Raw genomic sequence first — 13669 nt, forward strand, 5'->3', positions numbered from 1 at the left:
GGGTCAGTCCTCGCTCAGTGCGCTCAGAGGGATACGGAAGCGGCTCTCGCCATCCAGCGAGGTGATTCCGCGCGGTCGCGCGGTGCTCACCAGCGCCGTGCCATCGCCTCGTTCCAGGACTTCACAGTCGATATGGCCGACTGCCGGAAGGCTGTCGTCTTCCTGCTCGGTACGCAGCCGCGCGCGCGGCTTGAGAAAACGCCAGGCACGGCCCGCTGCATCGATCAGGCGGCACTCGGCCCAGCCGGCGAAACACTCGTCGGTATAACGCACGATCTCGACCCGAACGCTGGACATGCACATGCATCCCTTAATGAGGTGTGGTTCAGCCGTTGAAGCGGCGGGCGGTGGTGAAACTGCGCTGCCAGTAGCTTTGCGCCAGCGAATCCATGCGGACGCTTTCGCCGGTACTGGGCGCATGGATGAACTGGTTGTTGCCGATGTACAGCCCGACGTGGCTGACACTGCCGCGACCGTTGCGATTGAAGAACACGGCGTCGCCGGGGCGCAGGTCGTGGCGATCGACGCGCCTGCCACCGCTCTCGATCATTTCGCCGGTGGTGCGTGGCACTTTCATTCCAGCTTCCGTGCGGAACAGATAGACCAGCAGGCCGCTGCAGTCGAATCCACTGGTTACCGTGGTGCCGCCGAAGCGATAGGGGATGCCGACCAGCTGGCGCGCACGGGCAACTACCCGCGAACTGCTGCTCAGCTGGGGCTTGTGCACGCCGGACTGCAACGGGCGCTTCGCCGCTGTGTGCAGGCGGACGTTGTTCCGGTTGAGCGGTTTGCCCTGTGCTGCGCGCGCGAGTTTCGCGCTGGTCTTGTGCGGTAGCAGGCCTTTGCTCTCGCGGGCTTCGGCCGGCGGAACGGAAAGAATGAGCAGCAATGCTGTACTCAGGAGAATCAGGGGGCGCATTTGGGCTACATCGTGTGACTAACGAGTAAAACGGGGCGCCATCTTAGAAATCTCCTGGGAAGAGTTAACGTGGGAATACTGCAAATTCGGGTAGGGCATTTCTGATTGATGGTGTGTAGGTGACCTGCCCTCGATGATCAGTCGTATCAACCACTGAAACGGCGGGCCGTGGTGTAGCTGCGGTTCCAGTAGCTGTTGTCCAGGGAGTCGATACGAATGGTCTTGCCGGTTCGCGGCGCGTGGATGAAGCGGTCGTCGCCGATATACAGGCCGACATGGCTGGCGCTGCCGCCGCCGTTGTGGTTGAAGAAGACCGCGTCGCCGGGTTGCAGTTCGGCGCGGCTGACTTCGTTCTGGCGCTGGGCAATCATCGAATGGGTGGTGCGCGGCAGCTTGCGGTTGGCGATGCTGCGGTAGAGATAGACGAGCAGACCGCTGCAGTCGAAGCCGTTTTCCTCGCTTTCACCGCCCCAGCGGTAGGGAGTGCCGATCAGCTCGTGGGCGCGCTCGACGATGCGCGAGGTGTCTACCGGGCTGAATTGCCGGCTGCCCAGGTCGTGGCCACGGGAGGCCAGGACCGCGGCGCTTCGTTGGTGTGCTTGTGAGAATTCCCCGTTGCGCTGCATGCGATGGGCCACGCCGCGTTGCTCGCCGCCACGCGAAGCGTGGCCAGCGGGCGAGAAGCTCCGGTCGATCACGGCGCTTTCGTAACGACGCCAGTCTGGCGCGTCGTAATCATCTGCCAGGGCGATGGACGCACCCAGGGTGCAGAACAGGTAAAACGGAATCCAGCGGATGGGGCGCACGTCGAGTCACCTCAGGGTGAGCGTTGGAGACGGGCGTTATCCTAGGAACTGGCTATCAGGTGCTATGTAGGAGATTTCCATGTGGCATGAAGGCGATTTCCACGCCTGACCGACGGTCAGGAAGCGAACAGCTGGCCGATATCCTTGAACGACTTGAACTCCAGGGCATTGCCGCAAGGGTCGAAGAAGAAGAACGTCGCCTGCTCGCCCACCTGTCCCTGGAAGCGCACGTGGGGCTCGATGACAAACTGCGTGCCGTGCTCGCGCAGGCGCTGCGCCAGGCGCTCCCAGTCCTCCCAGTCCAGCACTACGCCGAAGTGCGGCACCGGCACATCGTGGCCGTCCACGGCAGTGGTATGCGCGGCCGTCTGGCTGGCTGTACGCGGGTGCAGGTGGATCACCAACTGGTGACCGAAGAAGTCGAAATCCACCCACTGAGCGCTGCTGCGGCCCTCGCCGAGGCCCAGTACCTCGCCATAGAAACGCCGCGCCAGTGCCAGGTCATAGACGGGGATGGCCAGGTGGAAGGGCGACAGGGCCATGGGCATGCTCCTTGTCGGTTTCAGGCCGGTACGGCCAGCAGGCGAGTGATGGTAGCCTTGGCCGCGCTTATCTGACCCTGGCGGGCGAGGCGGGTGAATTCCAGCAGGGCACGTTCGTGCTCGGCGAGTTCGTCGAGTATGTCGCGGTCATCGTCGTCACCCTCGATGGCCAGGCTGTCGTAGCGCTGGACGTAAGGTGCCACCAGGACTTCGAGTTTCTCCAGAGTCTGCGACCAGCCGAGCCCGAGCCAGTCGGCGGCACGTTGCCGGCCCTGGGCGGCGGCATGGGCGGTGTCGCCCAGCGGCAGGCCGTGGCGCTGCAGCAGGCGTGCCATGCGCAGGCCGGTCTGGCGCTCCAGCCGTGCCAGCAGGAGCATTGAGGCTGCGCCTTCGGGCAATTGCTCGGCCAGGCCGAGAAAGAAGTTTTCGCCGCGGACCTCGCCCAGGTAGGCGGCCTGCAGTTCACTGGCTTGTCGGTGCATGCGTCGGTCCCCCTTGCTCAATGGGGACCAGCCTAGACGATGTGTGCCGGGCATCGAACCCGGCATGTCGTGTCTGGGCCAGAACGGGTCGCTCAGCGTTCGAAACCGTACTCGCGCTCGACGCGGCTGATGCGCACGCGGAAGGCGCTGTACCAGTCGCGGCGGCCGGCCTGCTGCGCCATGCGGTGTTCACTCTGCTGCTTCCAGCTGCAGATGGCGACTTCGTCGCGCCAGTAGGACACCGTGATGCCCAGGCCATCGGCACCCCGGGCGGACTCGACGCCAAGGAAGCCGTCCTGCTGCGCCGCCAACTCGAGCATGCGCTCGGCAGTGGCGCCGTAGCCTTCGTCCAGCTCGGTTCGGTAGGAAGTGAAGGTCACGGCGTAGTATGGCGGTTGCGGTGTGCTGGCGATCATGCGGGACTCCCTATTCGGCTGGAATGATGGCGGAACGCGGCGGACAGGAGCGCCTCGGCCAGCGGTACGGCGATGCCGGCCAGGGCCTTGCGCTCGGGTTGAAACAGGGTGGCGATGAAGAACGGATGGTCGGCGGCTTCCAGCGCGCGAATGCTGTCGTCCTCGCCGCGGGCACAGGCGCGCAGCGAGCCGCCGAACAGGACGTCCTGGAACTCGGGGTTCACGCCGTAGCGGCAGCGGTAACCTTCACGAATCTCCGGCAGCCCGTAGATGGCCGCCAGGTTCGAACCGGGCGTGAGACGGATGGTCTCGCTGACTTCCAGCAGGGAGCAGGGCAGCGCATGGACCACCTGTTGCGTCGCCTCCGGTTCCAGTTCCCCATGGGCCGCGTCGCTCCAGGCCAGTACATGGCGAGCGCGCTCCAGCAGGGCATGCTGGAAGCCACCGCAGGTACCAAGGAAGGGCACCTCGCGCTCGCGGGCGAAGCGGATCGCGCGCAAGGCACCTTCGGTGTTCAGGTAGGGGCTGCCGGGGATGCACCAGAAGCCCGAGTACCCCTCCAACTCCAGGCCTTCGGCGAGGCGCGGGGTATCCAGCCAGTCCACGCGCAGGGTCCCCGAATGCGGCAGCAGCGATTGCTGCAGGGCCAGGGGTATCGCCCAGTGGGCGGTGACGCGGCTGTCGCGGTCGCCGATCAGGCCGATCCGCAGTGTTTTACGACGTTTTCCCATCCGTTGTTCCCCCCGGCGTCGTGGCCCATTGGCGGGCCCATGGGAGGCAATTTATAGTTGCGCAGGCGCAATCGAAAATGGGCGGTTGCGCAACCTTGGAGTGCGTCGATGCAATACCGTCTGGAATACGCCGATCTCGCCCTGGTGCTGGCGCTGGTGCGCGGGGGCAGCCTTGCCCGTGCCTCGGAATTGCTCGAGGTAGACGTTTCCACCGTATTCCGTGCCGTGCGCAGGCTGGAGAAGGCGCTGGGTACCGCGCTGTTCGAGAAGGGCCGCAACGGCTACCTGGCGACCGCCACCGCACAGCAACTGGCGACCCAGGCGGAACTGGCCGAGCAGGCGCTGGAAGCGGCACGCCTGGGGCTGGAGCAGGGGCACGACGTGCTCAGTGGCACCGTGCGCCTGACCTGTTCCGATACCGTGTTGCAGGGCCTGCTCCTGCCTGCGCTGGCGCGCTTCATGAAGCGCTACCCGGCGCTCAACCTGGAGCTGACCACTTCCAATGCCTTCGCCAACCTCAGTCGCCGCGATGCCGACATCGCCCTGCGTCTGACCAATGCGCCGCCGGAGCACCTGGTGGGACGCAAGCTGGGCGAGGTGCACTACATCCTCTGCGCCCATCGCGATTACCTGGCCGAGCAGGGCGACCGTCCCTGGCAGGAAATGAGCTGGATCGCCCCGGATGACTTTCTCCCCGATCACTCCAGCGTTGCCTGGCGTCGCCAGGCTTACCCCTCGGTGCTGCCGGCTTACCGCTGCAACAGCATGCTGTCGGTGCTGGACCTGTGCCGCGCAGGCCTGGGCTTGGCGGCGCTGCCGGCGTTCCTGCTGCGCCCGGACGACGGCTTGCAGGTGCTGGAGCCGGAACTGCCCGGCTGCAGCATCCATCTCTGGCTGCTGACCCGGCCAGACTGCCGGGCCTTGCGGGCGGTGGTGACGTTGTTCGAGGAACTGGCCGGCAGCATTCGCCTGCCGGCCTGAATGAAAGACCCCGCCAGGAGGCGGGGTCTTTTGTCCGTAATGGCTATTACCAGTGACGGTAGTGTCCCGGCGGGCCGTAGTAGCCAGGGCCGTAATAGCGCGGCAGACCATAGTAGCGAGGCGGCCCGTAGTAACGCGGGCCCGGCACCACCACCACCGGGCGGTAGACCGGCTGGTAGACGGGTTGGTAGACCGGCGCCGGTTGGTAGTAAACCGGCTGCGGCGGGTAGTACGCCACCGGGGGTGGCGGCGCGTAATAGGGCGCTGGCGCGGGTTGCGAGCCGGCAACCACTGCACCCCCGACAACGGCACCGACCACGGCGCCGATGGCAGCGGCATCAGTGTTGCTGTTGGCCGCGGCTTGACCTGCGAGGGCTAGGCCAGCGCAGAGCAGGGCGATCTGGGGGAGACGGTGAAGCATGATGCACCTCCTGAGGAACCCGGCGAGGATCCCGGTATCTATGAGACATCGGCCTCGAAAGAATCGTAACGCCGCTGGTGTAAAGGTTGTGTAAATGGTGCTGCAAGGCTCTGCGACGGGCCTGCATGTATCAGCCTGCAATACATCCATCGCGCCGCCGCAGCCCTGGGGCTGGTAAGGTGGCGCCTTTCGCGTTTTTTCCATGAAGAACCAGGGAGACCTTCCATGCCCTTCAACCGAGTGACTCTCTTGTCGCTTCTCGCTGTCGCCGCGCTAGCCGGTTGCAGTTCTAAGGATTCCCCGTCCGATGCCGCCCAGCCGGCCGCGGACAGCTCGCCGGCGATGACCGGCACCTGCAATGCCAAGGCGGTGCAGTCGATCATCGGCAAGGTCGTTACCCCGACGCTGACCGAAGAGGCGCGCCGCGATGCCGGCGCCAGTGTCGCCCGCGTGCTCACTCCGCACCAGCCGGTGACCATGGAGTACAACTCGCAGCGCCTGAACATTGATGTTGACGACAATCAGGTGGTGAAGCAGGTTTCCTGCGGCTGAGCCGAGCACCTGTCAGCACCCATGAAAAAGCCCCGCCTAGGCGGGGCTTTTCCTGTCCAGTGATTATCAGCGGTTGGCGGGCTTCTTGATCACGCGTAGTGCCTGGCTGGACTGGTTGACGCACTCCTCGTAGTTGCCGGCCTTCTTCGCTTCCTCGGCTTTGGCGAGGTACTCATGGACCGCGTTGACCTTTACGCCGGTCGCGTTCTTGCTAGCGGTCTTGAGGAAGTCGTTGATCTGCTGCAGGTTGCCATCGCACAGCGCACTGTCAGCGAAAGCCGGTACGGAAAACACCATGGCCAGGAGCAGAGCGTACTTTTTCATGCAGGTTCTCCTTGCATCTCATTTGCCGAATCGAAGAAATTCGAAATTAAGTTAGCTTGCTAACAATCGACAAGCGCTTTCCCCGCGAATTCATTTCATTTCTGACGCTAGTCAGGAAAATGCCGATCCGCCGTGTCGCTGGTCAGATGGCGCTGAACTTCCGCTCCAGGCCCTGGCTGCGGAAGTGCTCGATGACATAGTCGACGAATACCCGCGTCTTGGCCGGCAGCAGTTTCTGCGCGGCATAGTAGAGCGCCGTGTTGCCGGCATCCACGTACCACTGCGGCAGCACGCGTACCAGGCGGCCGTCGTCCAGGTAGGGCACCGCGTGCTGCATGCTGACCAGGGTCACGCCCAGGCCCATGAGCGCGGCGACGCACGCCGCCTCCGGGTCGCTGAAGGTCATGCGCTCCTTCAGCGCGATCGGCGCCTGGGACTGCTGGCGGTTGGTCAGCGGCCAGGGGCGGACGCGCCCGGTCTGCGGCGAGCGGATGCGGATGCCGTCATGGCTGGGCAGGTCCGACGGATAGCGGATCGCCGGGCGGCCTTCCAGGTACGCCGGCGAGGCCAGCAGCACCAGGTGCGCCGGGCAGAGCTTGCGTGCGACAACGCCGGGCGGCAGTTCGAAGCCGCCTCCGATGGCCGCGTCGAAGCCCTCGGCGATCAGGTCGACCTGGCGATTGTCGAAGTGCCAGTCCGGGCGGATCGCCGGATAGCGGGCCAGGAAGTCTCCCAGCAGCGGCAGGATGTAATCGCGGCCGAACACCAGCCCCATGCTCACCTTCAGCGCCCCGCTGGGCTGGCCATCGGCGCTGGCCAGGTTGGCGATGGCGCTCTGCAGGCTGGCCAGGCCGCCGCCGGCTTCATCGAGAAATCGCTCACCCGATTCAGTCAGGGTCAGGCTGCGGGTACTACGCTGGAACAGCCGCACGCCCAGGTTGTTTTCCAGGCGGGCGACGTTCTTGCTCACTGCCGCCGGGGTCAGGCCCAGACGCCGCGCGGCCGCCGCGAAGCTGCCGGCTTCGGCGCTGCGGACGAAGCATTCGATACTGATCAGGCTTTCCATGGGTGGTATTCCGGACGTTTGGTATCGACTGAATATAGCGATTGCTGGCTACCGAGTAACGAGTACGAAGGGGAAACTGGCCCCGTCGAACTTAATCCCACTTCCTGTTTCGGAGACGCATCATGACCACCACCACCCAATCCCTTGCTGGCAAAGTCGCTTTCGTACAAGGCGGTGCCCGCGGCATCGGCGCTGCCATCGTGCAGCGCCTGGCCCGCGAAGGCGCCGCCGTGGCCTTCACCTACGTCAGCTCGGCGCAGAAGGCCGAAGACCTTGCCGCCAGCATCGAAGCTGCCGGCGGCCGCGCCCTAGCGCTGAAGGCCGACAGCGGCGACGCGGCGTCCGTGCAGAGCGCCATCGATACCGCCGCCCAGCGCCTGGGCGGCATCGATATCCTGGTGAACAACGCCGGCGTGCTGGCCATCGCCCCGGTGGAAGAGTTCAGCCTGGAAGACCTCGACCGCACCCTGGCAGTGAACGTGCGCAGCGTGTTCGTCGCCACCCAGGCCGCTGCGCGGCATATGGGGCAGGGCGGGCGCATCATCACCATCGGCAGCACCAACGCGGACCGCATGCCCTTCGGCGGCGGCGCGGTCTACGCCATGAGCAAGTCGGCCATCGTCGGTCTGACCAAGGGCCTGGCTCGTGACCTCGGCCCGCGCGGCATCACCGTGAACAACGTGCAGCCCGGTCCGGTGGACACTGACATGAACCCGGCCGACAGCGACTTCGCCGCATCGCTGATGGACCTGATGGCGGTAGGCCGTTACGGCCGCGCGGAAGAGATCGCCGCCTTCGTCGCCTACCTGGCTGGCCCGGAAGCCGGCTACATCACCGGCGCCAGCCTGACCATCGACGGCGGCTTCGGCGCCTGATGGGCTCTTGGTAAGCGCAGCACGGCCGGGCTCAGGCCCGGTCGCGGCTCTGGATGTTCCAATGGGTGGAGGTGCTGGCGAGTTTTGCCGAGAGCATCTCCACCTGCTCGTAGAGGCGCAGAGTCAGCCAGTAGAAACCCTGTTTCTCGAAGGAATCGGTCAGGTTGTGCGGCCGTGCCGGCAGGTTGTCCAGGCCCTGGCAGGCCTGGACCAGCTTGCTGGTGCGGCTGAACTTCAGGGCGTGGGCCGATTGCAGCAACAGGCGTCCGATGATCTGCCGGTGGGTGTCGAGGCTGGCAGGCACCGGTTCTATCTCCCCGGCCTGGGCGGCGAACTGCCGCGAGGCGATCAGCGATTCCAGGGTGCCCATGATGGCGCGATGGATGCGCTGGAGTATCTCCAGCTCGCGCAGCGGCATGCCCGTCTCCCGCGATACCGGACCCAGGTGGGCACGCGAAGCCACCAGCCGATGGTCCAGTTCTTCCAGCTGGCGGGCGAAATGCTCGGCGGTAAAGTCGTGGTTGGACGACAACTGCCCGTACATTCGCGCACAGGCGCGCAGGTTGTCCGAGAGCAGGTAGCGCCAGACGTAGACCGCCCGCAACGGGTAGATCTGCGAGAAGACCAGGGCCACCGCGACACCGATCAGCACATTGGCCGAGCGCCACAACCCTTCGGTAAAGCCAGTCTCGCCGGGGCCGGCGACAATGCACATGGTGATCCCCGCCAGCAGCGCGACATAGCCGGGACGGCGAATCGCATAGAAGGCCGAGGCTGCGCCCAGCACCGACATCACCAGGTAGGTGAGGGCGAGCGAGCGCGTGCGGTCGTAGACCGCGATCACGCACAGACCCAGCGCCGCGCCAGCCAGGGTGCCGAGCACCCGTTCGTAGGACTTGCCGCGGATCGTCCCCTGGTGCACCAGCCCGCCCATCACCACCAGCACCGTCACCGAGGCCCAGAGCCCGTGCGGCAGTTTCAGCGCGCTGGTCAGCAGCATCGAGGCGAGCAGGGCGAGGCCGACGCGCACGCAGTGGATCCAGGCGGCGTAGCGATAACGGGTGTAGGGATTGGCCAGGCGGCGGAACGGCAAGGTCAGTATCGAGGGTTGCTTCGCCAAGGGAAGCGGCTCCGGTGAGGGGGGACAAGGCAAGGGTAGCCGGTCCGGCTGGCAAGGTCCTGCGATGGATCATCCGGCCGTGCCGCTGAATGGTCTCAAGGCGGCTGCGGGCATGCCGATAGAAATTCCACCGCAAGCGCTGGTTCCGCTTAACCGGTCTTCGCTAGAATTCCAGGCTTTTGCGCGCCCGCTCGGGCGCGAAGCCGTATTTTGCCCGCGCGCCTTGTTGTGCATCGAGATTCCCCATGCTTACCGGTAGTTACGATCCCGCCCTCGTCCTGATCTCGCTGTGCGTCGCCATGCTGGCGTCCTACACCGCCCTGGACCTGGCCGGGCGCATCGCGACTACCCGCGGCTGGCCGGTGCTGCTGTGGATCGGTGGCGGCGGGGTGGCCATGGGAATCGGCGTGTGGTCGATGCACTTCATCGGCATGCTTGCCTTCAGCCTGCCGATCCCGCTGGGTTACGACCTCACCCTGACCCTGCTGTCGCTGGCCATCGCCGTACTCAGTTCCGGCTTCGCCCTGGCGCTGGTCAGCCAGGAGCGGCTACCGCTCTGGCAACTGATCTGCGGCGCGCTGGCCATGGGCGCCGGGATCAGTTGCATGCACTACCTGGGCATGTACGCAATGCTGATGCAGCCGGGCATCGACTACGACCCGACGCTGTTCGGGCTCTCTCTGGCGATCGCCGTGGCGGCGTCCGGCGCCGCATTGTGGATCGCCTTCAAGCTGCGGCAGAACACCCCCTATGTGCGCCTGGCCCGGGGTGGCGCAGCGTTGGTGATGGGCCTGGCTATCGTCGGCATGCACTACACCGGCATGGCCGCGGCGCGCTTTCCCGAGGGCAGCTTCTGCGGCGCATCCCCCAACGGGCTGAGCAGCGACTGGCTGGCGATGCTGGTCGTCATCGTGACCCTGGCGATCATTGGCATCGCGCTGCTCACGTCGGTGCTGGATGCGCGCCTGGAGTCGCGCACGGCACAGCTCACCTCGTCGCTGGCCCAGGCCAACCAGGAGCTGACCCAGCTCGCCCTGCACGACAACCTCACCCGTCTGCCCAACCGCATCCTGCTGGAAGACCGCGTCGAGCAGATGATCGGCAAGGTCCAGCGCAACGGCGGCTACTTCGCGCTGATGTTCCTCGACCTCGATGGCTTCAAGCCGGTCAACGATGCGTTCGGCCACCATGTCGGCGACCTGTTGCTCAAGGATGTGGCGTTGCGTCTGTGTGGCAACCTGCGCAGCGACGACACCGTGGCGCGCATCGGCGGCGATGAATTCGTGATGTTGGTGGCGCTCGCCGAAGCCGAAGACGCGGTGAGCGTCGCCAGCCAGCAGGTCAGCCTGCTGGCCCAGCCGTTCCAGGTGGCCGGGCAGGAGCTGCGCATCGCCGCCAGTATTGGTATCGCGCTCTATCCGGGCGACGGCACCAGCCAGCAGGAGCTGCTGCGCAACGCCGACGCAGCCATGTACCACGCCAAGGGCAATGGCAAGAACGGCTACAGCTTCTTCGAACAATCGATGAACACCAATGCGCGTAACCACCTGCAGCTGCTGCACGACCTGCGCGCCGCCCTGGACCGTCGTGAATTCATCCTGCATTACCAGCCCAAGTTTGCCGCCAGCGGCGAACCCATCGGCGCCGAGGCGCTGCTGCGCTGGCAGCATCCGCAACGCGGGCTGCTGATGCCCGATACCTTCATCGCCCTGGCCGAACGCACCGGGCTGATCATCCCCATCGGCGACTGGGTGCTCGACGAGGCCTGCCGGCAGATGCGCGAGTGGTACCTGCAGGGCCACGAAAGCTGGCGGGTGGCGGTGAACCTCTCGGCCCTGCAGTTCTGCCATGCGGCACTGGTGCAATCGGTGGCCGATGCGCTGCAGCGCCATCATTTGCCGGCGCGCTGCCTGACCCTGGAAATCACCGAGACCACGGCGATGCGCGATGCCGATTCCAGCCTGGAAATCCTCGGCAAGCTGTCGGAGATGGGCGTGGACCTGTCCATCGACGACTTCGGCACCGGCTATTCCAGCCTGCTGTACCTCAAGCGCCTGCCGGCCAACGAGTTGAAGATCGACCGCGGTTTCGTCCGCGACCTGGAGCAGGACAGCGACGACGCCGCCATCGTCTCGGCCATCGTCGCCCTGGGCCAGGCGCTGGATTTGCGCATCGTTGCCGAAGGGGTGGAAACCTCCGGCCAGCAGAGCTTCCTCACCCGCCTGGGTTGCGATTCGCTACAGGGCTTCCTGCTCGGCAAGCCCGTGCCGGCCGAGCAATTCTTCGAGCGTCTCGGCGCTACGGGCTGAGTGGCTCAGTACTCCGCTGGCAGCGCCGCCAGCTGGGTACACAGATCACGCAGTTGCTCGCACAGGCGGCGCCCGGCACTGCCCAGTTCCGGGCGGGCGTAGAGTGCCAGCTCCAGCCCCTCGATGGGCGCAAAACCCTCCTCGGCGGTCAGCACCCGGTGGCCTTCGTGGCGCCCGCGCAGTGGCAACAGGCTGACGCCCATGCCGGCTGCCACCGCGGCTGACAAGCTGGCCAGGCTCGCGCTGCTGTAACTGATGCGCCATCGCCGGCCGCTGGCTTCCAGCGCGTGGATCATCTCCTGGCGGTACAGCGCGCCCAGCGGAAATACCACCAGCGGCAACGGGTCGCGCGCGGCGGCGGGGGTGGCGGCGCTGTCCTGCCAGGCCAACGGTTCGGGCCAGTGCGTTAGGCAATCGGCATCGGCGCCCCATTGCTTGACCAGCGCCAGGTCCAACTCGCCGCTGCGGTACTGGCGCAACAGCTCCTGGCTGAGACCGCTGGAGACCTCCAGGCGCAGCCGCGGGCGTTCGGCGCTGAAGGCCGCCAGCAGCGGCATCATCCGCTCGCCGGCGAAGTCTTCCGGCATCCCCAGGCGCAGCACGCCCTCGCTGTGCTCACTGCTCAGAGCCTCACGGGCCTCCGAGCCCAGTTCGAGGATGCGCCGTGCATAGCCCAGCAGCCGTTCGCCCTGTTCAGTGGGCAGCACCTGGCGCTGGCTGCGGTCCAGCAGACGACAGTCCAGGCTCTGTTCAAGGCGCAGGATCTGCTGGCTGACGGTGGACTGGGTGAGGTGCAGCAATTCGGCGGCGCGGGTGAAGTTGCCGGCGTCCACTACCATCACGAAGCTGCGCAGCAGGTTGGGGTCAAGCATTTGGATTCCCACTGAAACTCATGTTTCTATTTAATTTCAGCATAGAAAATCCCTTTGTCATACTGCGACTGCTCATTATCGAGAGTGATTCGAGGCACGACAGCCATCGCGGGGGAGCGCCCATGGACATGCCGACCATCCAGACCGAGGACGTGCACAGCCGTGCCGCCGCGGACGCACTGCTGGGCGCCGCAAGCGACGGCCGGGAAGCCGAGGTGGCGACGCTGCTCCAACGCGGTGTGCCAGTGGATGTGACCGACGGGCAGGGCAACACGCCGCTGCTGCTGGCCACCGCCCAGAACCGCGTGGAAGTCGCGCGGCTGCTGATCGCCGCCGGCGCCGACGTCAACCGGCAGAACCGCATCCACGACAGTGCCTACCTGCTGGCCGGTGCCGCGGGACGTCTGGATATCCTCCAGCTGACCCTGGCCCACGGCGCCGACCTGCGCAGCACCAACCGCTATGGCGGCACGGCGCTGATACCGGCCTGCGAGCGTGGCCATGTGGACGTGGTAGCGACCCTGCTCAAGGCCGGCGTCGACCCCGATCACGTCAACAAGCTGGGCTGGACCGGGTTGCTCGAAGCCATCCTGCTCAGCGACGGCGGCCCGCGGCACCAGGCCATCGTGAAACAACTCATAGAAGCCGGGGCGAACCTGAACCTGGCCGACAACGACGGCGTCACGCCGCTGCAACACGCCCGCCAGCGCAACCAGACCACCATCGCCAGGATGCTGGAAGTCGCCGGCGCGCATTGATCGAACCGATTCGCTGGAAACTGCCATGTCACACGAAGTCTTCATGCGCGAGGCCCTGCAACTGGCCCGCGACAACATCGAGGCCGGCGGCCGCCCGTTCGGCGCCGTGCTGGTCAAGGACGGCCGGGTGATTGCCCGCGCCGCCAACTCCATCCACCTGGATTTCGACCCCACCGCCCATGCCGAGCTGCTGGCGATCCGCCGCGCCTCGGCGGTGCTGGGCATGTCGCGGCTGGACGGCTGCGTGATCTACGCCAGCGGACACCCTTGCCCCATGTGCCTGGCGGCCATGCACCTGTGTGGCGTGGAAGGCGCGTACTTCGCCTATTCCAACGACGATGGCGAGCCGTTTGGGCTGTCGACTTCCGCCGTGTACCAGCAGATGACCCAGCCGCCGCAATGGCAGGCGGTGCCGCTGCGGGCCCTGCGCCCGAGCGGCGAGGAAGGCCTCTACGATCACTGGCAGGAGCTCCGCTCGTGAGTCGCAGCATCGCC

18 protein-coding genes are annotated in these 13669 nt (G+C 65.9%); 6 read left to right on the forward strand and 12 right to left on the reverse strand.

The annotated features are described in order from the left end of the window. Positions 1-3 precede the first annotated feature (3 nt). From A9513_RS02065 to A9513_RS02095, 7 genes are all read right to left on the reverse strand, one after another. Positions 4-297, reverse strand: a complete 294-nt coding sequence (locus A9513_RS02065) for a hypothetical protein (RefSeq protein WP_024762299.1) — start codon at positions 295-297, stop codon at positions 4-6. Positions 298-325: 28 nt separating this feature from the next. Next, positions 326-919 carry a C40 family peptidase gene (locus A9513_RS02070; protein WP_065083854.1) on the reverse strand — a complete coding sequence of 198 codons (594 nt, stop codon included), beginning with the start codon at positions 917-919 and terminating at the stop codon, positions 326-328. Between the two features lie 146 nt (positions 920-1065). Further along, positions 1066-1725: a C40 family peptidase gene (locus tag A9513_RS02075; RefSeq protein WP_065083855.1), complete on the reverse strand. Its 660-nt coding sequence runs from the start codon at positions 1723-1725 to the stop codon at positions 1066-1068. A gap of 116 nt (positions 1726-1841) precedes the next feature. Beyond that, on the reverse strand, positions 1842-2267 hold the full coding sequence (locus A9513_RS02080; RefSeq protein ID WP_065083856.1) for a VOC family protein: 426 nt from the start codon (positions 2265-2267) through the stop codon (positions 1842-1844). 20 nt (positions 2268-2287) lie between these two features. Beyond that, positions 2288-2749, reverse strand: a complete 462-nt coding sequence (locus A9513_RS02085) for a hypothetical protein (protein WP_065083857.1) — start codon at positions 2747-2749, stop codon at positions 2288-2290. Positions 2750-2841: 92 nt separating this feature from the next. Further along, positions 2842-3165: an antibiotic biosynthesis monooxygenase gene (locus tag A9513_RS02090; RefSeq protein ID WP_065083858.1), complete on the reverse strand. Its 324-nt coding sequence runs from the start codon at positions 3163-3165 to the stop codon at positions 2842-2844. After that, the gene (locus A9513_RS02095; protein ID WP_065083859.1) at positions 3162-3896 is read right to left on the reverse strand and encodes a hypothetical protein; all 735 of its coding nucleotides are present in this window, start codon (positions 3894-3896) and stop codon (positions 3162-3164) included. The genes A9513_RS02090 and A9513_RS02095 overlap by 4 nt, the downstream gene beginning before the upstream one ends. A gap of 108 nt (positions 3897-4004) precedes the next feature. Here A9513_RS02095 and A9513_RS02100 point away from each other — a divergent pair, with 108 nt between their 5' ends. Continuing rightward, the gene (locus A9513_RS02100; protein WP_065083860.1) at positions 4005-4877 is read left to right on the forward strand and encodes a LysR family transcriptional regulator; all 873 of its coding nucleotides are present in this window, start codon (positions 4005-4007) and stop codon (positions 4875-4877) included. Between the two features lie 46 nt (positions 4878-4923). Here the strand turns inward: A9513_RS02100 and A9513_RS02105 are convergent, their stop codons facing one another. Then, positions 4924-5298: a hypothetical protein gene (locus tag A9513_RS02105; RefSeq protein ID WP_065083861.1), complete on the reverse strand. Its 375-nt coding sequence runs from the start codon at positions 5296-5298 to the stop codon at positions 4924-4926. Positions 5299-5523: 225 nt separating this feature from the next. Here A9513_RS02105 and A9513_RS02110 point away from each other — a divergent pair, with 225 nt between their 5' ends. Further along, positions 5524-5850: an I78 family peptidase inhibitor gene (locus A9513_RS02110; RefSeq protein WP_024762290.1), complete on the forward strand. Its 327-nt coding sequence runs from the start codon at positions 5524-5526 to the stop codon at positions 5848-5850. 66 nt (positions 5851-5916) lie between these two features. Here A9513_RS02110 and A9513_RS02115 read toward each other — a convergent pair whose 3' ends face one another. Both A9513_RS02115 and A9513_RS02120 read right to left on the reverse strand, forming a co-directional pair. After that, on the reverse strand, positions 5917-6174 hold the full coding sequence (locus A9513_RS02115; RefSeq protein ID WP_024762289.1) for a hypothetical protein: 258 nt from the start codon (positions 6172-6174) through the stop codon (positions 5917-5919). A 142-nt stretch (positions 6175-6316) separates the two neighbouring features. Continuing rightward, complete coding sequence (locus A9513_RS02120; protein ID WP_037009195.1) at positions 6317-7240, reverse strand: LysR family transcriptional regulator; 924 nt, start codon at positions 7238-7240, stop codon at positions 6317-6319. 122 nt (positions 7241-7362) lie between these two features. Between A9513_RS02120 and A9513_RS02125 the strand changes: the two genes are divergently transcribed. Beyond that, positions 7363-8115 carry a 3-oxoacyl-ACP reductase family protein gene (locus A9513_RS02125; RefSeq protein WP_065083862.1) on the forward strand — a complete coding sequence of 251 codons (753 nt, stop codon included), beginning with the start codon at positions 7363-7365 and terminating at the stop codon, positions 8113-8115. 31 nt (positions 8116-8146) lie between these two features. Here the strand turns inward: A9513_RS02125 and A9513_RS02130 are convergent, their stop codons facing one another. Then, positions 8147-9235, reverse strand: a complete 1089-nt coding sequence (locus A9513_RS02130; RefSeq protein ID WP_024762286.1) for an FUSC family protein — start codon at positions 9233-9235, stop codon at positions 8147-8149. A 179-nt stretch (positions 9236-9414) separates the two neighbouring features. Between A9513_RS02130 and A9513_RS02135 the strand changes: the two genes are divergently transcribed. Further along, on the forward strand, positions 9415-11544 hold the full coding sequence (locus A9513_RS02135; RefSeq protein ID WP_369690179.1) for a putative bifunctional diguanylate cyclase/phosphodiesterase: 2130 nt from the start codon (positions 9415-9417) through the stop codon (positions 11542-11544). A 5-nt stretch (positions 11545-11549) separates the two neighbouring features. Here the strand turns inward: A9513_RS02135 and A9513_RS02140 are convergent, their stop codons facing one another. Beyond that, on the reverse strand, positions 11550-12416 hold the full coding sequence (locus A9513_RS02140; RefSeq protein ID WP_065083864.1) for a LysR substrate-binding domain-containing protein: 867 nt from the start codon (positions 12414-12416) through the stop codon (positions 11550-11552). A gap of 122 nt (positions 12417-12538) precedes the next feature. Here A9513_RS02140 and A9513_RS02145 point away from each other — a divergent pair, with 122 nt between their 5' ends. Both A9513_RS02145 and A9513_RS02150 read left to right on the forward strand, forming a co-directional pair. Then, the gene (locus A9513_RS02145; RefSeq protein WP_065083865.1) at positions 12539-13174 is read left to right on the forward strand and encodes an ankyrin repeat domain-containing protein; all 636 of its coding nucleotides are present in this window, start codon (positions 12539-12541) and stop codon (positions 13172-13174) included. A gap of 25 nt (positions 13175-13199) precedes the next feature. Beyond that, positions 13200-13655, forward strand: coding sequence for a nucleoside deaminase (locus A9513_RS02150; RefSeq protein ID WP_024762281.1), 456 nt, complete (start codon positions 13200-13202; stop codon positions 13653-13655). Positions 13656-13669: the final 14 nt, after the last annotated feature.

The sequence above is a fragment of the Pseudomonas sp. AU12215 genome, assembly GCF_001675465.2.
Taxonomy (GTDB): domain Bacteria; phylum Pseudomonadota; class Gammaproteobacteria; order Pseudomonadales; family Pseudomonadaceae; genus Pseudomonas; species Pseudomonas nitroreducens.